This is a genomic window from Simplicispira sp. GW247-4R2A, assembly GCF_059424465.1.
Window position 1 is genome coordinate 17,015 of the sequence record NZ_JBWKZM010000030.1, and the last position, 22,344, is coordinate 39,358.

Below are 22,344 nucleotides of genomic sequence, written 5' to 3' on the forward strand. Positions count from 1 at the left end.
GCGCATCAAGCCACTTGGGGACTCGGCATGCCGCCTCGCCACATGCGTGTCACCAGCGCTGCGAATGCCATGGCCGTTGCCAGTGCTACGACCCCGTTCCAGCCGAAGGAGGCGAGCAACTGACTGCCCAGTGCAGCGCCAGCCGCCATGCCCAGGAACATGCCCACGAACAGCACCGCGTTGAGCCGGCTGCGGGCGGCAGGGTCGATGCCGTAGACGATGGTCTGGTGCGCGATCAGTGTGGCTTGGACGCCCAGGTCAAAACCAATGGCGCAGACTGCCAGCAGTACCAGTTGGACATGCGGTGGCATCAGGGGAGCCAATGCCATCGCAGCAAACGAGACCATGGCGATGCTTGTGCCGATACGCGTCACCCATTCGGGGCCGTGCCGGTCTGCCGCGCGCCCGGCGATCGGGGCTGCCAGCGCGCCCGCCGCACCGGCGAGGCCAAAGGCACCCGCAGCGGCGCTGCCAAGGTGGAAGGGCGCGCCATGCAGCATCACGGCGAGGGTGGACCAGAAGGCGCTGAAGCCGACCGACAGCAGGCCTTGCGCCAGTGTGGCGCGGCGCAACGAGGCATGGCGGCGCCAGAGTTGCACCAGGGTGCCGAGCAGGGCGCGATAAGGCAGTTGGGTGGTGGGCGCAAAGCGCGGCAGGCGGCGCCAGGCGGCAATGCAGATCACTGCAATGCTGAGTGCGGCAACACCAAACATCGCCCGCCAGCCGAAATGGGCGGCAACGTAACCGCTGACCACGCGGGAAAGCAGGATGCCCAGCAGCAGGCCCGTCATGACGGTGCCGACCACCTTGCCCCGGTGCGCTTCGGGTGCCAGTGTGGCGGCTGCCGGCACGATGTCCTGCGCCATGGTGGCGAGCACGCCAATCGCCAGGCTGGCCACCAGCAGCACCCCCATGGATGGCGCTGTTGCCGCTGCGAGCAGTGCCAGCACCAGGGCGCCGGCCTTGAAGACAATAATGCTCCGCCTGTCATAGCGATCGCCCAGTGGAGCCAGCACCAGGATGCCAAGTGCGTAGCCCAGTTGCGTCAGGGTCGGCACCATACCCACGCTGCGTGGAGTGGCACCGATGTCAGTACCCAGTTCTCCGAGCATGGGCTGGGCGTAATAGAGTGTGGCCGCCGCCAGACCGGCACCACTGGCCAACAGGAACACCAGCGAGGCGGGCAAAGACGACGCCTGTGTGGGTGAAGTCGCGGTGGAGTGGATATTCTCTGATTGCATAAAATTACCGTGTTTACCCTGGTCAGTAGAGCGATTCGTAGGGGGTGAGCAGAGTATCTTTGGACAAGATCTGCTTGGGTAGTGCCTTGGAGCGTACTTTTGTTATACGCTTTGTGCATGATAAAAAGTGCATTCCCACCGACCGTCGTATCTGCTGAACGCGCGGCCGACTCTGGTGATAGGCTGCAGCTGATGGCCACTTTTGTTCGCATCGTGGAATCGGGCAGCCTGTCAGCGGCAGCAGCGCAGATGCAGATCACCCAGCCGACCATCAGCAGGCGCCTCCAGACTTTGGAGCGTTCGCTTGGCGTCAGACTTCTGCAGCGCTCGACCCACGGCATGGGGTTGACACTTGAAGGCGAACGCTGTTTCGAGCGTGCCAAGGAGCTGCTGGCGAACTGGGCCGCGTTCGAAGCCGATTTGCGCGGCGCACAGGAAACGCCTGAGGGCTTGTTGCGGGTGGCGGTACCGCATGCTTTCGGACAAGAGCACTACGTCGGGCCGCTGGCCGAGTTTTTGCGCGCCTGTCCACGTGTCTCGGTCGAGTGGGTGTTGCGCGATGAAGTGCATGACTTCATCGTCGAGGGGGTCGATTGCGCCATCCAGGTCGGCGAGCCCACCGACCCGTCAGTGGTCGCCATCAAGCTTGCCGAAGTGCGGCGCATCGTGGTCGCCGCGCCGTCGGTGTTGGCCGGGCAAGCAATACCGCAGGACGCCGATGGCCTGCAAGCCTTCCCTTGGCTGTCGCTCAAGACCTACTACCGGCGCGAGATCACCTTGACCCACAAGCACAGCGGCGCATCGCAGCGTATCGCACTGCGTCCGGTGATGAGCACCGACAGCCTCTATGCGTTGCGGAGTGCCGCGTTACACGGATTGGGGGTTGCCGTTGGTTCGCGCTGGATGCTGACGAAGGACCTTGCACAAGGGCGTCTTCTGCATTTGGCCCCCGCGTGGTGCGCACAGCCGCTCCCTGTGTACCTCACGTACCCCTACGCAAGCTTCTATCCGTCTCGACTGCTGCGTTTCGTGGCGCTGATGCGAGATGCTATTCCGCAAACCATGGAAGACTGAGGTGACCGGGTGCTTCAAACGCTGTGCACTCAACGCCGGATGCGGCGCCCCGTCTTGAACACCCACCACACCACCGCTAGACAAGCGGCCATGAACATGAGCGTCATTCCCACGCTTGCGCCAATGTTGACATCCGCCTGGCCGTAAAACGCCCAGCGCAGGCCGCTGATGAGGTAGACCACCGGGTTGAACAGCGACACTTTCTGCCACAGCGGCGGCAGCATGTTGATGCTGTAGAACGCGCCGCCCAGAAAGGTCAGCGGCGTAATCACCAGCAGCGGAATGATCTGCAGCTTCTGAAAGCTGTCGGCCCACAGACCGATGATGAAGCCGAAGAGGCAGAAGGTGACGGCCGTGAGAATCAGGAAACCGACCATCCACACCGGGTGCGCCACTTCGTAGGGAACGAAAAACCGCGCTGTGGACAGAATGAGCGTCCCCACCAGCAGGGACTTGGTGGCTGCCGCGCCCACGTAGCCCAGCAGCACTTCCACCCAGTTGACCGGTGCGCTCAGTAGCTCGTAGATGGTGCCCGACCATTTGGGCATGTAGATGCCAAAGGCCGAGTTGGAAATGCTCTCGGACAGGAGCGAGAGCATCAAGAGGCCAGGGATGATGTAGGCGCCGTAGCTGACGCCGCCAATGTCGCCCATGCGCGAGCCGATGGCCGAGCCAAAGACAATGAAATAGAGCGAGGTGGAGAGCACCGGCGCTATCAGGCTTTGCATCCAGGTGCGAAACGCACGGTTCATTTCAAAGAAGTAAATGGCGCGCACGCCATGGGTGTTCAAACCGGTCATGCGGTGTGTGCTTTCGTGTCGTGGACCAGGCTGACGAAGATGTCTTCGAGCGAACTCTCGCTGGAGTGCAGGTCTTTGAAGTCAATGCTTTGTGCGGCCAGCGCGCGCAGCAGTTCGGCAATGCCGGTGTCCTCCTGCTGCGAGTCGAAGGTGTAGGTCAGCGCCTGGCCGCCTTTGCCCAGCTCCAGCGGCCAGCGCTCCAGCGCTACAGGCACCTGCTCCATGGGCTGCCTTAGGGTGAGGGTGAGCTGCTTTTTGCCCAGCTTGCGCATCAGCACGTCCTTGTCTTCCACCACGATCAGCTCGCCCTGGCGGATCACGCCAATGCGGTCGGCCATGTCTTCGGCCTCTTCGATGTAGTGCGTGGTCAAAATGATGGTGGTGCCGCCGTCCCGCAGCTGGCGCACCAGGCGCCACATGTCGTGGCGCAGCTCCACGTCCACACCGGCGCTGGGCTCGTCGAGGAACAGGATTCTGGGCTCATGCGACAGCGCCTTGGCAATCAGCACGCGGCGCTTCATGCCGCCCGAGAGGGCGAGGATTTTGGTGTCCTTTTTGTCCCAGAGCGAGAGGTCTTTGAGGATTCTCTCGATCAGCGCCGGGTTGGGGGGCTTGCCAAACAGCCCACGGCTGAAGCTCACCGTGGCCCACACGGTTTCAAACGCATCCGTCTGCAGCTCCTGGGGCACCAGGCCGATGGCGGCGCGCGCGGCGCGGTAGTCGCGCACGGTGTCGTGACCGTCGGCCGTGACCGTGCCGGTGGTGGCGTTGCTCATGCCGCAGATCACACTGATCAAGGTGGTCTTGCCGGCCCCGTTGGGGCCGAGGAGGGCAAAAATTTCACCCCGGCGAATGTCAAGGTTGACGTTTTTCAGTGCCTGGAACCCTCCGGCGTAGATTTTGGAGAGGCCGCGAACACGGACGATGCTGTCGGAGGCGTTCGGAGAGATGGAAGCAGTCGAAGACATGGATCAGGGAGTGCAGATGCCGCGCAGCGTCGCAGCGCGCGCAAGGAAGGCGATGGGGCCGGACATTGTGACGTGAACAGCGGCTTGTTGCCTGGGTTGGTATGGCGCGCAGAAACTACTGATTATATGTACAGTATCGCGATGTCTGACATCCTGATTCCTCTGCACGCGCTCAAAGGCCGTGGCGTGGCGTACCGGCAGCCGCACCGTTTCGAGCGCGATGCGCGCGATGCCTTCGATGACGGCTGGGGCACGGTGGAGGCTCAGAATGGGGCGCAGGTGCTGCTGCCCGTGACGCAGGTGCGTTTTGAGGACGCGCGCAGCGCCATCACGCGCAACGATTCGCCGGACATCGGCTTCAGCCAGGGGCTCAACCCGTACCGCGGCTGCGAGCACGGCTGCATTTATTGCTATGCCCGGCCCAGCCACAGCTACCTGGGCCTCTCGCCGGGGCTGGATTTCGAGACGCGTCTGGTTGCCAAGCGCAATCTCGCCGAGGTGTTGCGCGCAGAGCTCGCCCACCCGCGCTACCAGCCCGAGATGATTGCCGTGGGCACCGTGACCGACGCCTACCAGCCCGTGGAGCGCGAACTGCGGTTGACCCGCGCTGCGCTGGAGGTGCTGTGCAGCGCCCGGCACCCGTTTTCCATCGTCACCAAGGGCAGTGGCGTGGAGCGCGACCTGGATCTGATCGCCCCCATGGGTGCGCAGGGTCTCGCGGCGGTGTACGTGACCATCACCACGCTGGACGCGAAACTTGCGCGCATTCTTGAGCCGCGCGCCGCTGCGCCGTACCGGCGCCTGCGCACCCTGCGCACGCTGGCCGAGGCTGGCGTGCCGGTGGGTGTGAGCGTGTCGCCGCAGATTCCTTTTATCAACGACGACATGGAGCAGGTGCTGGCCGCCGCCTACGAGGCGGGCGCACGCCGCGCGTTCTACCAGGTGCTGCGCCTGCCATGGGAACTGGCGCCCATGTTTCGCCAATGGCTCGATCTGCATTACCCCGACCGCGCCGCGCGCGTGATGGCGCGCGTACAGGACCTCCACGGCGGCAAGGACTACCAGGCCGACTTCGCGACACGGATGAAGGGGCAGGGGATATGGGCGGATCTGCTGCGCCAGCGCTTCAACAAAGCCTGCGAGCGCCTGGGCTACGAGCGCGAGCGCCGCGCGCCGGACGTCTCGCTTTTTCGGCCTGCGGCGCTGCGGGCCCAGCGGGAGTTGTTTTAGGGACGTCTCATCAGGCGCTCACGCCTGCGCGTGCGGCAGTCTGTGAAATACCCTCTGCCAAGCGCTCCAGCAGTGCGCCCGGCAGGTCGTGGCCCATGCCGGGAATGAAGTCGGTTTGCGCCCCTGCGATGTGCTGCGCCAGTTGGCGGGCGCAGGCCGGGGGCAGCAGTGGATCGTCGGCGCCGTGCACGATGTGCGTGGGCGCGGTGATGCGGGGCAGCAGCGGCGTGCGGTCGCCGTCGGCCACGATAGCCAGCAGTTGGCGCGTCGAACCCGCAGGGTGCCAGGCGCGCTGCACCGATTCCAGTGCCAGCGCCCGCAGCGCAGTGGGGTCTGCCGGGTAGCCGGGGCTGCCGATGGTGCGCAGCAGCTTGACGATCCAGTCCACCGCAGCGTCGCGTCCGGGGCCCTGTGGGCGCGACAGGAGCTTGCGTTGCACGGCCCAAGACGGCTTGGGCAGCGAGCGTGCACCGCTGCTGGTCATCATCAGCGTGAGGCTGGCGACACGCTCTGGTGCGCTGGCGGCAAGATGCTGCGCAATCATCCCGCCCATCGACGCGCCGCATACGTGGGCACGCTCAATGCCGAGGGCATCGAGCACGCCCAAAGCATCGCGCGCCATATCCGCAAGGCTGTACGGAGACTGCACCGGCAAGTGCAGCCAGTGGCGCAGGCCCGCTGCCGCGATATTGGGCACGCCTGCCTGGTCGAAACCCTGGCTCAGCCCGATGTCGCGGTTGTCGAAACGCACGACGCGAAAGCCGCGCCCGGTCAAAGCCTGCACCAGCGCCTGTGGCCAGGCAATGAGCTGCATGCCCAGCCCCATGATGAGCAGCACGACAGGCCCGTCCTCCGGCCCCTGGTCGTCCACCTCAATGCGCAGGCCGTTGGCTTGAATTTGCATGGGGGCTCAGCGGCCTCGCGCGCTGTGCACCATCAGTGGCGCGTGAGACCGGCACGCCCTGTACCAGCGGCCCCCGCGCAAGGGCCGCCCCGCCGCGCTGGGGGCGTCCCCCCTCCCAAATCGCGCAGCGATTTGAGAGAGGGGGGAGGGAGCGCAGCGACGCAGGGGGGTGTCCGAATTCAATACCACTGCGCCACGACTTCGGGCTGGTGCGCGACTTTGAAGAACCAGCGGCGCGCGCCCTGCACGTCGAACCGCTTCCAGTGCGCGGGATCCTGGCGCAGGCGGTCGGCGATGGCGTACATGGCCAACGGGTTCATGCCCATGCCAATGTGGCTGGCGTGCACCTCGATGTTCTCGGTGTGCGCATGGCGCGCCGGGTTGATGCTGCAGGGCCAGGCGACGATGCCATCGGTCTTGCTGTAGATCGACGTGGTGGGCACCGGTGGCGGCTTGCGCACCTCGGCCAACAGCTCTTCGTCGGGCGCTTGCTGGCGGCTGACCAGCCGATAGAAGCGCCAGGCATTCGTCGCCTTGGGGTGGCCGGTAAAGGGGGTGCCCAGCGTGATGACGCAGCGCACCTGCTTGGGCATTTCCTTGGCCAGTTCGCGGGCGTAGATGCCGCCCAGGCTCCAGCCCACGATGCTGACCGGGGCGCCGTGCTCTGCGCACAGGGCTCGCAGGCGCTCGCGGCAGCCGTCGAGCACGCCGTCGCGCGGACCGAGGTTCAAGCCCTGTTTCCAGGGGTGGGCGCTGTAGCCTTGGCGTTTGAGAAAGCGGCGCAGCGCCAGAGTGCTGATGTCCGAGGCCCCCAGGCCAGGCAGTACCAGCACCGGGTGGCCGTCCCCCGAGGGCATTTTCGACAGCCAGGGCGAAACGGCGGCCAAGCCCATGGCTTCCCACGGTGCCCGCGCTTCCAGCATCAACAGCCACAGGCTGGGGGCCGTCAGGGCCAGCGCACTGGCGGGGTCGTCGCCGGCTTCCGGGCGAATCGGGCGAGGGCGGCAGGGCCGGATGCGGGCATAGAGCGTAGACACCATGAAAACATCCTAGCGATTGGGGGCGCCGTTGGCATCGGCGGTGACCCGAGCGGTGCGTCGCGTGCGCGACACTTTTCGCGTCGGTGTTGCATTGGGGTTGAACGTGGGTTTTTTGGGCGTGCGCTGAATTTTTACCGCGGCAGCAGCTTTGGCGGGCACTGGCAATGCCCGCAGCTCTTCCATCGCCGCATCGAGCGCCAGCGCCAGGGCTTTGACGTCGGGCAGGGCGGCCGCGTCGGCCATCAGGCCGAAATCCATGTGCGCGTCGAAGCTCTGCACCGTGATGTTCAGGGCCAGCCCATGCACGACGATGCTGGTGGGGCAGTTGGCCAGCACGCGCGCGCCAGCCAGGTAGATCGGCACCTGCGGGCCGGGCACGTTGGAGATCACCACGTTGGCCACCTGTGGCAAGCGCTCCGCCACCCGGGCCTTGCCGTAGAGCGAGGCGGCCGCCTGCATCAGCCAGGGAATGCCGATCGAGGGGAAATCGGTGGGCAGGATGCTTTTCATCTGGCCCATGGTTGTCTTCATCGCCTGGCTCGCCGTGCGGATGTGCGCCAGGCGTTTGCCTGGGTCGGCGAGGTGCGTTCCCAGGCTGATCAGGCTCATCGAGGCCTGGTTGTCGGAGCGGGTATCGCCCGCCGGGCGCAGCGAGATCGGTACCGCCGCCACCAAGCTCTTGCGCGGTAGCTGCTGGTGTTGCAACAGGTAGCTGCGCAGTGCGCCAGCGCACAGCATGAGCACCAGATCATTGAGCGTGGCGCCGTGGGCTTGGCCCAGGGTCTTGAGTTCCGAGAGCGGCACGCTGGCCGAGGCAAAGGCCCGCGCCGGGGTCACCGATACGTTCATCGGCGTGGCAGGCGCCAGCGTGACATTGCCGGAGCCTTTGCCCAGCAGTTTTCTGGGGCTGAGCGCGCCCTTGGCCGTTCCAGCCACTGTGCCAAGGGTGGCCGGCAGTGCGCGCACCAGGCGCATGACCTGGCTGGCTTCGTTGCCCAGAGCACCACGCAGCATTTCGACCATGCCGATGCGGAAGGTTTTGCTGCGTCTGGATGGGCGTATTTCGATTTCACGCGGTTCTGGCGTGGTGTCGAACAGCACGTTGCCCAGGGCGACGGCCGCCTGGCCATCGACTGCCGCGTGGTGAACCTGGGAGAGCACCCCCACTTGTTTGCAGCCGCGCGCACTGCGTGGCAAGCCTTCGATGACATGCATGCGCCACAGCGGTTTGCTGCGGTCCAGCAGTTGTGGGTGCAACTGCGAAACGGTTTGCTCCAGCAGCGTGCGGGCGTCTGGGGGCGGGCCGCCTTTTGGGGGGCTGGGCAGTCGGTGTTCGACGATGTGGTAGCGCAGATCAGGCTCTGCATCGACCCAGGCTGGGTTGGCCAGGTTGAGGGGCATCCACCACAGCCGCCGGCGCAGCGCAGGTGTGGCCGGCATGCGCTCCGCGTAGAGGCGGCGCAGTGCGTTCACATAGCGGCCACGAAAGCCCTTGGGGAGTTCGAGCAGATGCATGGCGCCCACGTGCATGGGCATTTCGGGTGTCTCCAGGAACAGAAAGCTCGCGTCCAGCCCGGAAAGCTGCTTGATCGGCATGGAAGTTCTCCTGGTGGCTAGGCGGTTTTCTCTGCGCGGGATTATTGGCCGCGAAGGCTCTCGCCACCACGCGCCGCGGCCACCGCCTGTCCGAGCTCGATAACGGCCATGGCGTAGTAGCTCGACCAGTTGTAACGCGTAACGGCGTAAAAGTTGTCGGTGCCGGCCACAAAGGTGGGCGCATCGCCGCCGTTTTCCAGTTCGATCAGCGCCAGCTTGCCGCCATAGGCCGCGCCCGCGCCGTCCACGATGGCACCCTTGGCGGCCATGGCGGCCACGCTGAAGGTGGGCAGGATGTCGGGGGCGAGCAAGGCGTCGAGGTCCAGCCGCGCAGCGTCCAGGTGCACCGGGAAATGGGTGGGCAGCCCTGCAGTCCAGCCATGGGCAGCAAAATAATTGGCCACGGAGCCAATGGCATCGGCGGGGCTGCCAAACAGGTCGATGTGGCCGTCGCGGTCAAAGTCCACCGCCCAGCGCGCCCAGCTCGATGGCATGAACTGCCCCAGGCCCATGGCGCCGGCATAGCTGCCGCGCGCGTCGAAAGGGTCGGCGCCGCTGCGGTAGATAAGGCTCAGGTACTGCTCGAGTTCGCTGCGAAAATACTGCTGGCGTTCGGTGGCGCGCGGGTGGGCGCTGGGGAAATCAAAGGATAGCGTGGCAAGCGCGTCGATCACGCGGAGCTTGCCCATGTGCTGGCCGTAGAGCGTTTCCACCCCCAGGATGCCGACGATGATCTCCGCTGGCACGCCGTATTCCTGCTCGGCTTGGGCCAGTGCGTCGGCGTTCTCGTTCCAGAACCGCACCCCGGCCCGGATGCGCACCGGCTCGACAAAGCGCGCACGGTAGGCGCTCCAGTTCTTGGCCGTACCGCGCGGCGCCGGCAGCATCAGGCGCGGCACCTGGGGCAGAAAGCGCGCACGGCCGATCACCGCGCGTACCCAGGCCGGATCGAGGTCGCGCCGCTCGGCCAGGTCGTCGGCAAACTGCATGGCATCGGGGCGGCTGGCGTACAGCACGCTCTCCGCTGGGGCTTGGGCTTCGGCGGCCACTGGAGCGCGTTTTTTTGGGTGTTTTTGGGCTGTAGCGCTTACTGGTATTGCGCAACAAGCTACAAAAACAAGAGCAAATTTCGGAAAATGGAGCATGCAGATCAGGCAGAAGGCGTGGGCAGCGCCAGGGTAGCAAAGCGGCGGCGCAACGGTTTCAGGCTTGGCGCGGGGGTGTCGCCGTGCGCTGCGTAGCGCTGGGTTTCAAGGTCCAGCAGCCATTGGGCCAGCGGCTCGCCGGCGGCGCCAAAATGGGCGCGCACAGCCTCGGCCATGGTGCGCGGGGGCAGGTGCGTGGGGAGGTCGAGCCCCGCCCGTGCCAGGCGCTGGCGGGCCTGGGCGAGCAGGCGCAGCCAGGGGTCGTGCTGCAGCCGCTCCCACGCCGACCACAGGGCGCCGCCCACGGCGGCGGCCACCACCAGGCCGGCGAGCAGGTTGACCAGATCCTGCCAGTCGGGTGCGTCGAAGCCCATGGCCTTGAGCATGTCGAGCTGGCGGGTTTGCGTGTAATTCAGCACCCACTGGTTCCAGCGGTTGTTGGCCGCCTCCCAGACGGCGCGCAGCTGCTGCGCCATCCCCGGGCTGATGACGCGGTCCACCGCACTGCCAAACGCCCCACGCGGTGCGCGCAGGCGGGTCAACTGGCCAATCCGGCCGGGCGAGACGGCGCCTGTGGGGTCCACGCGCACCCAGCCGCGGCCTTCGATCCACACCTCGGCCCAGGCGTGGGCATCGCTTTGGCGTACCGTCCAGTAGCCGTCGATGGGGTTGCGCTCGCCACCCTGGTAGCCGGTGACGATGCGCGCCGGCACGCCGGCCGCCCGCATCAGGATGACAAAGGACGAAGCGATGTGCTCGCAAAAACCCGCCTTGCGGTCGAACCAGAATTCGTCAGCCGTGTTCTCGCCGTAGACACCGGGCTCCAGCGTGTACGCGTAGCCGCCGGTGCGCAGCCGCGTGAGCACGGCGTCCACCAGTGCCTGCGTACCGCCTGCGGCCACCGCTGGGTCGGCGCGCAACTGCTCGGCCAATGCCTTGGTGCGCGGGTTGAAGCCGGCGGGCAGCTGGGTCAGCAAGCGCAATTCGTGGCTGGCCGCGAGCGGTCCGTGGCGGAACTGCGGGTAGCTGGTGGCGCGGTAGCGCAGCACCTCGGTGATCGGGCGCGCGGCCATCCACTCAAGATCGCGCGCCCTATAGGCCCGAAGGCCCTCTGCCTGCGGGCCCTCGGGCGAGGCGTCCAGCAACAGCAGCCAGGGACGCTGGCTGGGCTCCAGCGTGGCTTCGTAGTGCACCGCCGTGCCTTGGACCTGCAGGTGTGAGGGGGTCGCTTGGCTGTCGCGGATCGGCAGTGCCTGCCATTCGTGACCGTCGAAGTCCGAGAGCACCGGGCCGCGAAAGTACATCGCCGATTGCGGTGGTAGCGCGCTGGCTGGCCCGTCAAAGCGCACGCGCAGGGCCACGCTGTCGTCCAGCGCGATCTCCGCCATGCTGCCCACCCGCATGCTGCCCGAGAGGCCGCTGCGCCCCGAGAGCTGGTCACCAGGAAGTCCCCAGAGCGGCGCCATGCGGGGGAAGAGCATGAACAGCGCCACCATCACCGGCGTACCGAAGAGCGCCATGCGCGCGGCCGAGCGCAGCGCCAGCGTCAGCGGCGGGCGTCCCACCGGCATGTGCGCATTGACCAGCGCCGTCAGCAGGCCGATGAGGGCCACCAGCATGGCCGCTGCGGTGGGCAGCGACTGGGAGAAGAAGAAGTTGCTGAGCATCGTGAAGAAGCCCAGGAAGAAGATCACCATGGCGTCGCGCCGCGCACGCGCTTCCAAGGTCTTGAGCGCCAGCAGCATGGCAATCAGCGTGACACCCGCCTCGCGCCCGAGGATGGTGTGAAAACTCGCCAAAGTGGCGCCCACAGCCAGTACCAGCAGCACGAACAGCAGCCATCGGGTGGGCAGCTTGCGCGCCCCCAGCGCCAGGCCCGCGCGCCAGAGCAGCAGCAGGCTGGCAAACACCCCGGCCCAGATGGGCAAATGCGGGAACAGCGGCAGCAGCACGCAGCCGATCACGGCCAGCAGGAACAGCGTGTCGCGCGCTTCGCGCGGCAGGTTCACAAGCTTGGTGCGCAGGTTCATGTTGGCGCCACTTCTCTATCAAATAGAGAGCTGTTAGCGCTTATGGACAAAGCGCTAGGGAGCCTCTGCACGAATCGCGTGGCAAGTGGGCGCTGCGGATCGGGATGAGCTGCAAGGCGCAAACCGCAGCGATAGCCGTAGCTATCGCGAGGATTTGCAACGCTGCAGATCGCCCGAGGCCGCAGATGCACACGGCGCGACGATTCGTGCAGAGGCTCCCTAGAGGCCAATTTGCCCCATATTTTTACGCCGGATATCAGCACAGCGCCAGTGCCTCCAGGCAGCGCAGGCGCTGCGCCGCGCCGGTGCCCTGCGCGATGGTGGTGCCCGCAAGGCGCAGGCCATAGCGCAGGCCCAGCCGGTCGGCCTGCAGCACCCAGGCAGTGAGCCGGGCAATGCGTGCTTCCGGGTCAGTCAGGCCGGTGCGGCCGGGCTCCAGCCAGAGTTCGCTGCGCTGGCTTTGCTGGGTGTCGCGGCTGACCAGCGCGTCACTGCCGCTGGCCATGGCCTGCGCGGCTTTCTTCCAGACGACAAGCTTTTGCGGGTCACCGCGGCGGTAGGCGCGCACGCCATCGAATTCGCCGCTGCCAGCCATCTGCGCACTCGGCGCATCGCCTCCCACGCGCTCCCCTGCGGGCAGTGCCGGAGCGTGCGGCTCGGGCGCGGGGTAGACCAGCACCTGCGCAGCCGGCCGCCACACGGTCCAGACCCGAAAGGTACCGAGCGGAAAACGTGTCTCGGCGGTCAGCGCCGGCACATCGTGCAGGCCGCGCCGGGTCGGTGCGAACGCCACCTGCACCACGGCCGTGCCCTGGGCCGGCACATCCGTCCAGGCCCACTGGCCGCTGCCTTGCACCGCCAGTGCGATGGCCATACGCGGTGTGCGTCGGTCGCTGCTGAGCTGCACCTCCAGCGCCGCGCTGTCGCCGGCAAAGTGCGGTGTGGGCGTTTTGAGGTGCAAGGACAAGCCGCGCAGCGTGGCGTGGCAGACATGCATGCCGGCCACGGCGCTGCCGGCCAGCAGAAAGGTGAGCAAATAGCCGAGGTTGAGCTGGAAGTTGATGGACGCCACCAGCAGTACCAGCAGCGTCAGCGCTAGCATCCAGCCCGCCCCCGTGGGCAGGATGTAGACGTTGCGCTGCGTCAGCAAGGTGGTGTCGGTGCGCGGCAGGCGCGCCATCCACCAGGCGCGAAAGCGCCGCCGCACCATGGCCGCCGGGTTCAGGCGCGCGGCCAGGTGGAGGGGGGTGCGAGCAGTAGCCAGATCTGGCACGGACAAGCGCCTTTTCAGGGGAGGGGAATTGCTTCCACCATGGCGCGCACCTGCTCGATGGCGCCCCGGCCCGCATCGCCCACGGGCACCAGGCGGTGCGCAATGGTTTGCGGCAGGATGGCCTGCACGTCGTCGGGCGCCACGTAGTCGCGTCCGCAGATCAAGGCCTGCGCCTTGGCCGCGCGCACCAGGGCAATGCCGGCGCGCGGCGAGAGGCCCTGCAGGAACCAGCGGCCCGAGCGCGTGGCAGCGATCAAATCCTGCACATAGGCCAGCAGCGGCTCGGACACATGCACCGCCTGCACCTGGCGCTGCAGCGCGGCCAGGTCTTCGCCCGACAGCAGCGGCAGCATGCTGCTCGCCATCTCGCGCCGGTCCTCGCCCGCCAGCAGCAGGCGCTCGGCCGCGCGGTCGGGGTAGCCGAGCGAGATGCGCATCAAAAAGCGGTCAAGCTGCGACTCCGGCAGCAGGTAAGTGCCGATCTGGTCGTGCGGGTTCTGCGTCGCGATGACGAAGAAGGGCTGGGGCAGGGCGCGGGTTTCGCCTTCGACGCTGACCTGCTTTTCCTCCATGGCTTCGAGCAGCGCACTCTGCGTGCGGGGGCTGGCGCGGTTGATCTCGTCGGCCAGCAGCACCTGGGTGAACACCGGGCCGGGGTGAAAAACAAAGCCCTCGCGCTCGCGCTCGTAGACCGAGACGCCGAGCAGGTCGCTGGGCATCAGGTCGGCGGTGAACTGCACGCGTGAAAACTGCAGGCCGAAGGTGTGGGCCAGCGCGTGCGCCAGCGTGGTTTTGCCGACGCCGGGCACGTCTTCGATGAGCAGGTGGCCGCCGGCGAGCAGGCAGGCCACGCAGTCTTGTACGCGGGCCGTTTTGCCCACAATCACCGTGTTAAGCTGATCAAGAATCGACTGAATTTTGGGCTGCGCTTGCATCCCGTGACGTTATCCGAAAAACCGCAGCAGACTCGAGCGGGGAGACAAAAGTATGGGCAAGACGGGTTATTTCACCCACCGTGATTGCAAAAAGCACGAGATGGGCCCTGGCCATCCCGAATGCCCCGAGCGGCTCGATGCCATCGAAGACCGGCTCTTGATCACCGGGGTGTCCGATGCGCTGGTGCATTTCGAAGCGCCGGAAGCCGCCCTGGCCGACATCGAGCTGGCCCACACGCGCCTGCATATCGCCTCGCTGCGCGGCCTGACCGACTGGCTGCGCGAGGAAATGGACGCGGGCGGCCCCTCGCACACCCAGATGGACCCCGACACTTCCATCAACGTGCACACCTGGAAGGCCGCGCTGCGCTCCGCCGGCGCGGCCATGGCCGCTACCGATGCGGTGATAGCGGGAGAGCTGGAAAACGCCTTTTGCGCCATACGCCCGCCGGGCCACCATGCCTGCCGCGACAAGGCCATGGGGTTCTGCTTTTTCAACAACGTGGCGATAGCGGCCAAGTATGCGCTGGAGCGCCACCAGCTCAAGCGCGTGGCCGTGGTCGATTTCGACGTGCACCACGGCAACGGGACCGAGAACATCCTCGCGGGGGACGAGCGCGCGCTGATGGTGAGTTTCTTCCAGCACCCGTTCTACCCCTACACCGGAGACCAGTCGCCAGCGGCCAACATGGTCAATGTGCCCGTGCCGGCCTATACCAAGGGCATGGAAGTACGCGAGCTCATCGAGATCATGTGGATTCCGCGGCTGGAAGCCTTCAAGCCCGAGATGATTTTCATCAGCGCCGGCTTCGACGCCCACCGCGACGACGACATGGGCCAGATGGGCCTGACCGAGCAGGACTACGCCTGGATTACCCAGCGCATCAAGGATGTGGCGCGCCGTTTTTGCAACGGCCGTATCGTCTCGTGCCTGGAAGGCGGCTACGTGATGCGCGCGCTGGCCTTGAGCGTCGAAGCGCATCTGCGTGTGCTTGCGGATTTGTGAACAACCCCCTGAGCGGCTGCGCCGCTTCCCCCTTCTCTTGCATTGCTGCGCAACGCGGAAGGGGGGACACCGCCAGCGCGGCGGGGCGGCCCTTGCGCGGCGGTCGCTGGTGGGCGCTGTGCTGGTTTTGAAGGCTGCGGTTTACGCGGCACATAAAGGAGCAAGTAGATGTCGGAGTCTGTCAATTTGCTGCAAGTCACCAAGGACGCGCGTGGCGTCGTCACGCTGACCCTCAACGATCCGGCACGCTTCAATGCGCTGGGCTCTGAGATGCTCGCCGCTCTGCAAGAGGCGCTCAATGGCCTGGCAGGCGATGACACGGTGCGGGTGGTGGTGCTGGCAGGTGCCGGCAAGGCCTTTTGCGCCGGCCACAACCTCAAGGACATGGCGGCGCACCCCGATCTGGCCTGGTACCAGCAGCTCTTTACCCAGTGTAGCCGCATGATGCTGTCCCTCCATCAGCTCCCGGTGCCAGTGATTGCGCGGGTGCACGGCATGGCCACGGCAGCGGGCTGCCAACTGGTCGCCCAATGCGATCTGGCCGTGGCGGCCGAGGGTGCCACGTTTGCCACCAGCGGCATCCACTACGGCCTGTTCTGCGCCACGCCCAGCGTGCCGCTGGTGCGCAACGTGCCGGCCAAGCGCGCCATGGAAATGCTGCTCACGGGCGACTTTATTGACGCGCAGACGGCGCTGCGCGAAGGCCTGGTCAACCGCGTGGTGCCCCTTGACGCGCTGGACGCCGAGGTCGAGCGCCTGGTGCAGTCCATTGTCGAGAAGCCCCGTGCTGCCGTCACCATGGGCAAGGCCTTGGTGTACCGCCAGCGTGAGTTGGGCCTCGAAGCCGCCTACCAGATCGCCGGCCAGACCATGGCCGTGAACATGATGGACGAAGCTGCCCAGGAAGGCGCACGCGCCTTTGCTGAAAAACGCAAACCGGACTGGAAAGCCTGATGACCGAAAAAGGCCCGCTGCTCGATGAACTGGGCCGCAAGCTGGTTGCACTGACCCAGCCCACGGTGCTGGTCGAATTGGGCGCTGCGCTGGCGTCGCTGGTGCTGGCCTGGCTGTTTGTGGCGCTGCTGCGCCGTTTGAGCGGGCAACGCAACCCCGATTCCATCCTGTTTGGACGGAAGCTGCTTGACGGGGCGCTGTTTCCCCTGGTGCTGCTGGTCTTTGGCTACGTGGCCCGCAATCTGCTGGATGACCACATTCCCCTGGCGGTGTTTCGCCTGGTGATACCGGCGCTGATGTCACTGGCGGTGATTCGCACGGGCGCCAAGGTGCTGCACGCGGCGTTTCCGCAAGCCCATTGGCTGGGCGATATCGAACGCACCATTTCCTGGCTGGCCTGGGGGGCCATGGTGCTCTGGGTGACGGGGGTGCTGCCGCGGGTCCTCGACGCACTGGACCGCATTCGCTGGAAGATGGGCAGCTCGGAGATGTCGGTGCGGACGGTGCTTGAAGGCGCCATCACGGCTGGCATCGTGTTACTGGCAGCGCTGTGGGTGTCTTCCGTGCTCGAAGCCTGGCTGCTGCGCTCGGCCACTGGCAGCGGGCTTTCGCTGCGCAAGGCGCTGAGCAACGCCATTCGGGCGCTGCTGCTCTTCGTCGGGCTGATGTTTGCGCTCTCGGCGGCCGGCATTGACCTGACGGCGCTTTCGGTTCTGGGTGGCGCCGTGGGCGTTGGCATTGGCCTGGGCCTGCAAAAGCTCGCCGCCAATTACGTCAGCGGCTTCGTCATCCTCGCCGAGCGCAGCGTGCGCATTGGCGACAACGTGCGGGTTGATGGTTTCGAAGGGCGCATTACCGACATCACCGGGCGCTACACCGTGATCCGGTCACCAGGCGGGCGCGAATCCATCGTGCCCAACGAGATGCTGATTTCGCAGCGCGTCGAGAACCTCTCGCTGGCGGATCCGCGCGTCTGGCAGTCCACGGTGGTGAGTGTGGGCTACGAGAGCGACGTCGATCTGGTCATGCGCTTGCTGTGCGAGGCGGCTTTTGCCAGCCCGCGTGTGCTCAAGGATCCTGGCCCTTCGGCTGCGCTCTCGGCTTTTGGCGCCGATGGGCTGGAGTTCACGCTGGGCTTCTGGATCGTGGACCCCGAAAACGGCACGCTGTCGCTGCGCTCGGACATCAACCTCGCCATTTTGCGGGCGCTGCGCGCGCATGGCATCGACATTCCCTTCCCGCAGCGGGTGGTGCACATCCAGGGTTTGGGCGCTGACGCACAGGCGGCCGGCGGGGCGACTGTTCCGAATGTTCCACCCGACTCGGCACAGGCCTCTGCAAGTGCCCTATAATTTAAAAAGCACGATCGTTCTTTTTTTCTGGTGCCGCCTTTTTTCCAGTTGTGCATGGCGCCCGTCATAGAATGCTCCAGTTTACGTAACGTCAATTCAACCAACTCTAGGAGCCGCAGCAATGAAGGTCTTGGTCCCTGTCAAGCGCGTGGTGGACTACAACGTGAAAGTCCGTGTGAAGTCGGACAACAGCGGTGTGGACATTGCCAACGTCAAGATGAGCATGAACCCCTTTGACGAAATCGCCGTCGAGGAGGCTGTGCGTCTGAAGGAAAAGGGCCTCGTCACCGAAGTGATTGCGGTTTCTTGTGGCGTGGCCCAGTGCCAGGAAACCTTGCGCACCGCCATGGCCATCGGCGCCGACCGTGCCATCCTGGTCGAAACGAACGAAGAATTGCAGCCTCTGGCCGTCGCCAAGCTGCTCAAGGCGCTGGTCGACAAAGAGCAGCCCCAGCTCATCATTCTGGGCAAGCAGGCCATTGACGACGATGCCAACCAAGTGGGTCAGATGCTCGCTGCTCTGTGCGACCTGCCACAGGCCACGTTCGCCAGCAAGGTGGAACTTTCCGCCGACAAGGTCAGCGTGACGCGCGAAATCGACGGCGGCGCCGAAACGCTGTCGCTCACGCTGCCGGCGGTGGTCACCACCGACCTGCGCCTGAACGAGCCGCGCTACGTCACGCTGCCCAACATCATGAAGGCCAAGAAGAAGCCGCTGGAGAACCTCAAGCCCGAGGACCTTGGCGTCGACGTGAAGCCGCGCCTCAAGACGCTCAAGGTCAGCGAGCCGCCCAAGCGCGGCGCCGGCATCAAGGTGCCTGACGTGGCCACCTTGGTCGACAAGCTCAAGAACGAAGCCAAAGTAATCTGAAACTTTGCGGGACAGACGAAAGCGGCGTAGCCGCACGCGCTGTCCCCAACCGATCAAGGGGAATTCATGACCGCACTCGTCATTGCAGAACACGACAACACGAGCCTCAAGGGCGCAACGCTCAACACCGTCACCGCCGCTGCGCAATGCGGCGGTGAGGTTCACGTCCTGGTGGCCGGCCACAATGCCGGCGCCGCCGCCGAAGCCGCCGCCAAGATCGCCGGCGTCAGCAAGGTGCTGCACGCGGACGCCGCCGGTTTGGAGCACGGCCTGGCCGAAAACGTCGCCGCGCAAGTGCTTGCCGTCGCCGGTAACTACAGCCATATTCTGTTTGCCGCTACCGCCAGTGGCAAGAACGTCGCGCCGCGCGTGGCTGCCAAGCTCGACGTTGCGCAAATCAGTGAAATCAGCAAGGTGGACAGCCCGGACACCTTCGAGCGCCCCATCTATGCCGGCAATGCCATTGCCACGGTGCAAAGTGCCGACGCAACCAAAGTCATCACGGTGCGCACGACAGGCTTTGATGCCGCAGCCGCTACCGGTGGCAGCGCCAGCGTCGAAAAAATCGACGCTGCGGCAGATGCCGGCAAGAGCAGCTTTGTGGGCAGCGAAATCTCCAAGAACGACCGCCCCGACCTGACGGCCGCCAAGATCATCGTCTCGGGTGGCCGGGCGCTGGGCAGCAAGGAAAAGTTCGACGAAGTGATGACGCCCCTGGCCGACAAGCTGGGCGCCGCCATTGGTGCCAGCCGCGCTGCAGTGGATGCGGGCTACGCACCCAACGATTTGCAGGTGGGCCAGACCGGCAAGATCGTCGCGCCGCAGCTCTACATTGCCGCAGGCATCTCGGGGGCCATCCAGCACCTGGCCGGTATGAAGGATTCCAAGGTGATCGTCGCGATCAACAAGGACGCCGAAGCGCCGATTTTCAGCGTGGCCGACTATGGCCTGGAAGCCGATCTGTTCACCGCCATTCCCGAGCTGGTCAAGGCGCTGTAAACGCGCTTTGCCGACCCAAAAGGCATCGCTGGCGGTGCCTTTTTTTTCACAATTTTGACGCCTCCCGGAGACCGCATGAGTTACACCGCCCCGCTCAAGGACATGCTTTTCGACATCGAGCACCTGGCTCACATTGAACAGGTGGCGCAGCTGCCCGGTTTTGAGGATGCAGGCCTGGACACCGCCCAGGCGGTGCTCGAAGAGTGCGCCAAACTGGCCGAAGGCGTGCTGGCGCCGCTCAACTGGGAGGGCGACCAGAACCCTTCAGCGTTCAAAGACGGCGCGGTACAGACCACACCGGGCTTCAAGGCGGCGTTCCGCCAGTACGCCGAAGGCGGTTGGCAGGGCCTGCAGCACCCGCAAGACTTTGGCGGCCAGGGCCTGCCCAAGACGATTGGCGCGGCCTGCATCGAAATGATCAACAGCGCCAACATGAGCTTTGCGCTGTGCCCGCTGCTGACTGATGGTGCCATTGAGGCCTTGCTGACTGCGGGCAGCGACGCGCTCAAGACGACCTACCTCGAAAAGCTGGTGACCGGCGAATGGACCGGCACCATGAACCTCACCGAGCCACAGGCGGGGTCTGACCTGGCATTGGTGCGTACGCGTGCCGAGCCGCAGGGCGACGGCACCTACAAGGTTTTCGGCACCAAGATTTTCATCACCTATGGTGACCACGATATGGCCGAGAACATCGTCCATCTGGTGTTGGCCCGCGTGCAGGGCGCGCCCGAAGGCGTCAAGGGCATCAGCCTGTTCGTGGTGCCCAAGTTTTTGGTCAACGCCGATGGCACGCTGGGCGCGCGCAACGACGCGCACTGCGTCAGCATCGAGCACAAGCTGGGCATCAAGGCCAGCCCCACCGCCGTGCTGCAGTTTGGCGACCATGGAGGCGCTATCGGGTATCTGGTGGGCGAGGAAAACCGTGGCCTGGAATACATGTTCATCATGATGAACGCCGCGCGCTACGCCGTCGGCATGCAGGGCATTGCGATTGCCGAACGCGCCTACCAGAAGGCCGTGGCTTATGCGCGCGACCGCGTGCAGAGCCGGCCGGTGGATGGCAGCATGAAGGAGAGCGCCACCATCATTCACCACCCAGACGTGCGCCGCATGCTGATGACCATGCGCGCCCACACCGAGGGCTGCCGCGCCATGGCCACCGTGGCGGCGGCTGCCTACGACGCCGCGCACCACCATGCCGATGCGCAGGTGCGCAAGGACAACGCTGCTTTCTACGAATTCATGGTGCCGCTGGTCAAGGGCTACAGCACCGAGATGGGTATCGAGGTGGCCAGCCTGGGCGTGCAGGTGCATGGCGGCATGGGTTTCATCGAGGAAACCGGCGCGACGCAGTACTACCGCGATGCGCGCATTCTCACCATCTACGAAGGCACGACCGCCATCCAGGCCAACGACCTGGTGGGCCGCAAGACGGCGCGCGATGGTGGGGCCGTGGCCCACGCCATCGCCGCGCAGATCGCCAAGACCGAACAGGAACTGCACGCCAGCAGCAGTGCCGCCGCGCAAACCGTGGCGGTGCGCCTTGAGGCCGCGCGCCTGGCCTACCTCGACGTGGTCGATTTCGTCGTCAAAAATACCAAGTCGTCCCCCAACGCGGTCTTCGCTGGCAGCGTGCCGTATCTGCTGCTGGCGGGCCGGTTGGTGGCGGGTTGGCAACTGGCGCGCTCGCTGCTCGTGGCCGATGCGCTGTTGCACAAGGGACAGGACAGCGCCTTCATGCAGGCCAAGATAGTGACCGCGCAGTTCTATGCCGACCATGTGCTGAGCGCCATCCCTGGAATGCGCGACGCCACCGTGACCGGAGCGGACAGCGTGAACGCGCTTGCACTGGACGCGTTCTGAGCCAGATTTGCTATTAAATAGATAGCTTCTAGCGCTTTGCACATAAGCGCTAGAAGCTATTTTTACCTAAATTTTGAGTGCCATGCCCAAGCTTCCCCCTGTTTTGCAGCATCTCTCGCTTCCCGTGATTGGCTCGCCGCTGTTCATCATCAGCAACCCCAAGCTGGTCATCGCGCAGTGCAAGGCTGGCATCGTGGGTTCCATGCCGGCGCTCAATGCCCGCCCCGCCGAGCAGTTGGACGAGTGGCTGGCCGAAATCACCGAAACCCTGGCGGCCTGGGACAAGGCGCACCCGGAGCAGCCTGCGGCGCCGTTCGCCATCAACCAGATCGTGCACAAGAGCAACGACCGGCTGGAGCACGACATGCAGGTGTGCGCCAAATACAAGGTGCCCATCGTCATCACCAGCCTGGGTGCGCGCGAGGACGTGAACCAGGCCGTGCACAGCTGGGGCGGCATCGTGCTGCACGACATCATCAACAACAAGTTCGCGCACAAGGCGATTGAGAAGGGTGCCGATGGCCTGATTGCGGTCGCTGCCGGTGCGGGGGGCCATGCGGGCGTCAAGAGCCCGTTCGCGCTGATCCAGGAAATCCGCCAATGGTTTGATGGCCCCATTGCCCTCAGTGGCGCGATCGCCACCGGCGACGCCATACTGGCCGCCCAGGCCCTGGGGGCCGATTTCGCCTACATCGGCTCGGCCTTCATTGCCACCGAGGAGGCGCGCGCCAGCGACGCCTACAAGCAAGCCATCGTGGACGGCAACTCCGACGATATCGTCTACAGCAACCTCTTCACCGGCGTGCATGGCAACTACCTGGCGCCTTCCATCCGCGCTGCCGGCATGGACCCGGACCACTTGCCCGAGTCCGATCCGAGCAAGATGAATTTTGGCGGTGACGCCAAGAAGGCCTGGAAAGACATCTGGGGCTGTGGCCAAGGCATAGGTGCAGTGACCGAGATCACCAGCACGGCTATTTTGGTGGATCGCTTGCGGGCACAATACCGGTCAGCTCGCGCACGACTCGCCCTGTAGAGGCAAGCGCGCGGGCCAACAGGG

The 22,344-nt window shown here is 65.4% G+C and carries 19 protein-coding genes; 9 read left to right on the forward strand and 10 right to left on the reverse strand.

Going from position 1 to position 22,344, the window contains the following annotated elements; all coding sequences use genetic code 11:
* Window positions 1–5: 5 nt before the first annotated feature.
* Window positions 6–1,241, reverse strand: a complete 1,236-nt coding sequence (locus tag AC07ZH_RS17170) for an MFS transporter (RefSeq protein WP_495200691.1) — start codon at window positions 1,239–1,241, stop codon at window positions 6–8.
* Window positions 1,242–1,433: 192 nt separating this feature from the next.
* Here AC07ZH_RS17170 and AC07ZH_RS17175 point away from each other — a divergent pair, with 192 nt between their 5' ends.
* Entirely contained in the window at window positions 1,434–2,315 is an 882-nt protein-coding gene (locus AC07ZH_RS17175; RefSeq protein ID WP_495200692.1) for a LysR family transcriptional regulator, read from the forward strand.
* Between the two features lie 29 nt (window positions 2,316–2,344).
* On the opposite strand, the gene AC07ZH_RS17180 is transcribed toward AC07ZH_RS17175, so the two are convergent.
* Both AC07ZH_RS17180 and AC07ZH_RS17185 read right to left on the reverse strand, forming a co-directional pair.
* A complete protein-coding gene (locus AC07ZH_RS17180; RefSeq protein ID WP_495200693.1) occupies window positions 2,345–3,115 on the reverse strand; it encodes an ABC transporter permease in 771 nt (256 codons plus the stop codon).
* A complete protein-coding gene (locus tag AC07ZH_RS17185; RefSeq protein WP_495200694.1) occupies window positions 3,112–4,083 on the reverse strand; it encodes an ABC transporter ATP-binding protein in 972 nt (323 codons plus the stop codon). The genes AC07ZH_RS17180 and AC07ZH_RS17185 overlap by 4 nt, the downstream gene beginning before the upstream one ends.
* A gap of 141 nt (window positions 4,084–4,224) precedes the next feature.
* Here AC07ZH_RS17185 and AC07ZH_RS17190 point away from each other — a divergent pair, with 141 nt between their 5' ends.
* Entirely contained in the window at window positions 4,225–5,313 is a 1,089-nt protein-coding gene (locus tag AC07ZH_RS17190; protein ID WP_495200695.1) for a PA0069 family radical SAM protein, read from the forward strand.
* A 10-nt stretch (window positions 5,314–5,323) separates the two neighbouring features.
* Here AC07ZH_RS17190 and AC07ZH_RS17195 read toward each other — a convergent pair whose 3' ends face one another.
* The 7 genes from AC07ZH_RS17195 to AC07ZH_RS17225 form a co-directional block, all read right to left on the reverse strand.
* Window positions 5,324–6,217, reverse strand: a complete 894-nt coding sequence (locus AC07ZH_RS17195) for an alpha/beta fold hydrolase (RefSeq protein ID WP_495200696.1) — start codon at window positions 6,215–6,217, stop codon at window positions 5,324–5,326.
* 179 nt (window positions 6,218–6,396) lie between these two features.
* Entirely contained in the window at window positions 6,397–7,257 is an 861-nt protein-coding gene (locus tag AC07ZH_RS17200) for an esterase/lipase family protein (RefSeq protein WP_495200697.1), read from the reverse strand.
* Window positions 7,258–7,266: 9 nt separating this feature from the next.
* Window positions 7,267–8,853: a wax ester/triacylglycerol synthase family O-acyltransferase gene (locus AC07ZH_RS17205; RefSeq protein WP_495200698.1), complete on the reverse strand. Its 1,587-nt coding sequence runs from the start codon at window positions 8,851–8,853 to the stop codon at window positions 7,267–7,269.
* A gap of 41 nt (window positions 8,854–8,894) precedes the next feature.
* On the reverse strand, window positions 8,895–9,998 hold the full coding sequence (gene mltB / locus AC07ZH_RS17210; RefSeq protein ID WP_495200699.1) for a lytic murein transglycosylase B: 1,104 nt from the start codon (window positions 9,996–9,998) through the stop codon (window positions 8,895–8,897).
* Window positions 9,999–10,003: 5 nt separating this feature from the next.
* Entirely contained in the window at window positions 10,004–12,028 is a 2,025-nt protein-coding gene (locus AC07ZH_RS17215; protein ID WP_495200700.1) for a transglutaminase TgpA family protein, read from the reverse strand.
* Between the two features lie 256 nt (window positions 12,029–12,284).
* Window positions 12,285–13,238, reverse strand: a complete 954-nt coding sequence (locus AC07ZH_RS17220; RefSeq protein ID WP_495200718.1) for a DUF58 domain-containing protein — start codon at window positions 13,236–13,238, stop codon at window positions 12,285–12,287.
* Between the two features lie 77 nt (window positions 13,239–13,315).
* A complete protein-coding gene (locus AC07ZH_RS17225) occupies window positions 13,316–14,236 on the reverse strand; it encodes an AAA family ATPase (RefSeq protein WP_495200701.1) in 921 nt (306 codons plus the stop codon).
* Window positions 14,237–14,288: 52 nt separating this feature from the next.
* Between AC07ZH_RS17225 and AC07ZH_RS17230 the strand changes: the two genes are divergently transcribed.
* From AC07ZH_RS17230 to AC07ZH_RS17260, 7 genes are all read left to right on the forward strand, one after another.
* Window positions 14,289–15,242, forward strand: coding sequence for a histone deacetylase family protein (locus tag AC07ZH_RS17230; protein ID WP_495200702.1), 954 nt, complete (start codon window positions 14,289–14,291; stop codon window positions 15,240–15,242).
* A gap of 168 nt (window positions 15,243–15,410) precedes the next feature.
* Complete coding sequence (locus AC07ZH_RS17235) at window positions 15,411–16,196, forward strand: enoyl-CoA hydratase (RefSeq protein ID WP_495200703.1); 786 nt, start codon at window positions 15,411–15,413, stop codon at window positions 16,194–16,196.
* Window positions 16,196–17,548 carry a mechanosensitive ion channel family protein gene (locus AC07ZH_RS17240; RefSeq protein WP_495200704.1) on the forward strand — a complete coding sequence of 451 codons (1,353 nt, stop codon included), beginning with the start codon at window positions 16,196–16,198 and terminating at the stop codon, window positions 17,546–17,548. The genes AC07ZH_RS17235 and AC07ZH_RS17240 overlap by 1 nt, the downstream gene beginning before the upstream one ends.
* Window positions 17,549–17,669: 121 nt before the next feature.
* Window positions 17,670–18,419, forward strand: coding sequence for an electron transfer flavoprotein subunit beta/FixA family protein (locus tag AC07ZH_RS17245; protein WP_495200705.1), 750 nt, complete (start codon window positions 17,670–17,672; stop codon window positions 18,417–18,419).
* Between the two features lie 66 nt (window positions 18,420–18,485).
* Complete coding sequence (locus AC07ZH_RS17250; protein ID WP_119107448.1) at window positions 18,486–19,418, forward strand: electron transfer flavoprotein subunit alpha/FixB family protein; 933 nt, start codon at window positions 18,486–18,488, stop codon at window positions 19,416–19,418.
* 75 nt (window positions 19,419–19,493) lie between these two features.
* Window positions 19,494–21,284 carry an acyl-CoA dehydrogenase gene (locus tag AC07ZH_RS17255; protein ID WP_495200706.1) on the forward strand — a complete coding sequence of 597 codons (1,791 nt, stop codon included), beginning with the start codon at window positions 19,494–19,496 and terminating at the stop codon, window positions 21,282–21,284.
* 82 nt (window positions 21,285–21,366) lie between these two features.
* Window positions 21,367–22,320 carry an NAD(P)H-dependent flavin oxidoreductase gene (locus tag AC07ZH_RS17260; protein ID WP_495200707.1) on the forward strand — a complete coding sequence of 318 codons (954 nt, stop codon included), beginning with the start codon at window positions 21,367–21,369 and terminating at the stop codon, window positions 22,318–22,320.
* Window positions 22,321–22,344: the final 24 nt, after the last annotated feature.

Bases quoted from the DNA above. Each gene is read 5' to 3' on its own strand.
- AC07ZH_RS17170 (WP_495200691.1), bottom strand. From the start codon at position 1,241: ATGCAATCAGAGAATATCCACTCCACCGCGACTTCACCCACACAGGCG.
- AC07ZH_RS17175 (WP_495200692.1), top strand. From the start codon at position 1,434: ATGGCCACTTTTGTTCGCATCGTGGAATCGGGCAGCCTGTCAGCGGCA.
- AC07ZH_RS17180 (WP_495200693.1), bottom strand. From the start codon at position 3,115: ATGACCGGTTTGAACACCCATGGCGTGCGCGCCATTTACTTCTTTGAA.
- AC07ZH_RS17185 (WP_495200694.1), bottom strand. From the start codon at position 4,083: ATGTCTTCGACTGCTTCCATCTCTCCGAACGCCTCCGACAGCATCGTC.
- AC07ZH_RS17190 (WP_495200695.1), top strand. From the start codon at position 4,225: ATGTCTGACATCCTGATTCCTCTGCACGCGCTCAAAGGCCGTGGCGTG.
- AC07ZH_RS17195 (WP_495200696.1), bottom strand. From the start codon at position 6,217: ATGCAAATTCAAGCCAACGGCCTGCGCATTGAGGTGGACGACCAGGGG.
- AC07ZH_RS17200 (WP_495200697.1), bottom strand. From the start codon at position 7,257: ATGGTGTCTACGCTCTATGCCCGCATCCGGCCCTGCCGCCCTCGCCCG.
- AC07ZH_RS17205 (WP_495200698.1), bottom strand. From the start codon at position 8,853: ATGCCGATCAAGCAGCTTTCCGGGCTGGACGCGAGCTTTCTGTTCCTG.
- mltB (WP_495200699.1), bottom strand. From the start codon at position 9,998: ATGCTCCATTTTCCGAAATTTGCTCTTGTTTTTGTAGCTTGTTGCGCA.
- AC07ZH_RS17215 (WP_495200700.1), bottom strand. From the start codon at position 12,028: ATGAACCTGCGCACCAAGCTTGTGAACCTGCCGCGCGAAGCGCGCGAC.
- AC07ZH_RS17220 (WP_495200718.1), bottom strand. From the start codon at position 13,238: ATGGTGCGGCGGCGCTTTCGCGCCTGGTGGATGGCGCGCCTGCCGCGC.
- AC07ZH_RS17225 (WP_495200701.1), bottom strand. From the start codon at position 14,236: ATGCAAGCGCAGCCCAAAATTCAGTCGATTCTTGATCAGCTTAACACG.
- AC07ZH_RS17230 (WP_495200702.1), top strand. From the start codon at position 14,289: ATGGGCAAGACGGGTTATTTCACCCACCGTGATTGCAAAAAGCACGAG.
- AC07ZH_RS17235 (WP_495200703.1), top strand. From the start codon at position 15,411: ATGTCGGAGTCTGTCAATTTGCTGCAAGTCACCAAGGACGCGCGTGGC.
- AC07ZH_RS17240 (WP_495200704.1), top strand. From the start codon at position 16,196: ATGACCGAAAAAGGCCCGCTGCTCGATGAACTGGGCCGCAAGCTGGTT.
- AC07ZH_RS17245 (WP_495200705.1), top strand. From the start codon at position 17,670: ATGAAGGTCTTGGTCCCTGTCAAGCGCGTGGTGGACTACAACGTGAAA.
- AC07ZH_RS17250 (WP_119107448.1), top strand. From the start codon at position 18,486: ATGACCGCACTCGTCATTGCAGAACACGACAACACGAGCCTCAAGGGC.
- AC07ZH_RS17255 (WP_495200706.1), top strand. From the start codon at position 19,494: ATGAGTTACACCGCCCCGCTCAAGGACATGCTTTTCGACATCGAGCAC.
- AC07ZH_RS17260 (WP_495200707.1), top strand. From the start codon at position 21,367: ATGCCCAAGCTTCCCCCTGTTTTGCAGCATCTCTCGCTTCCCGTGATT.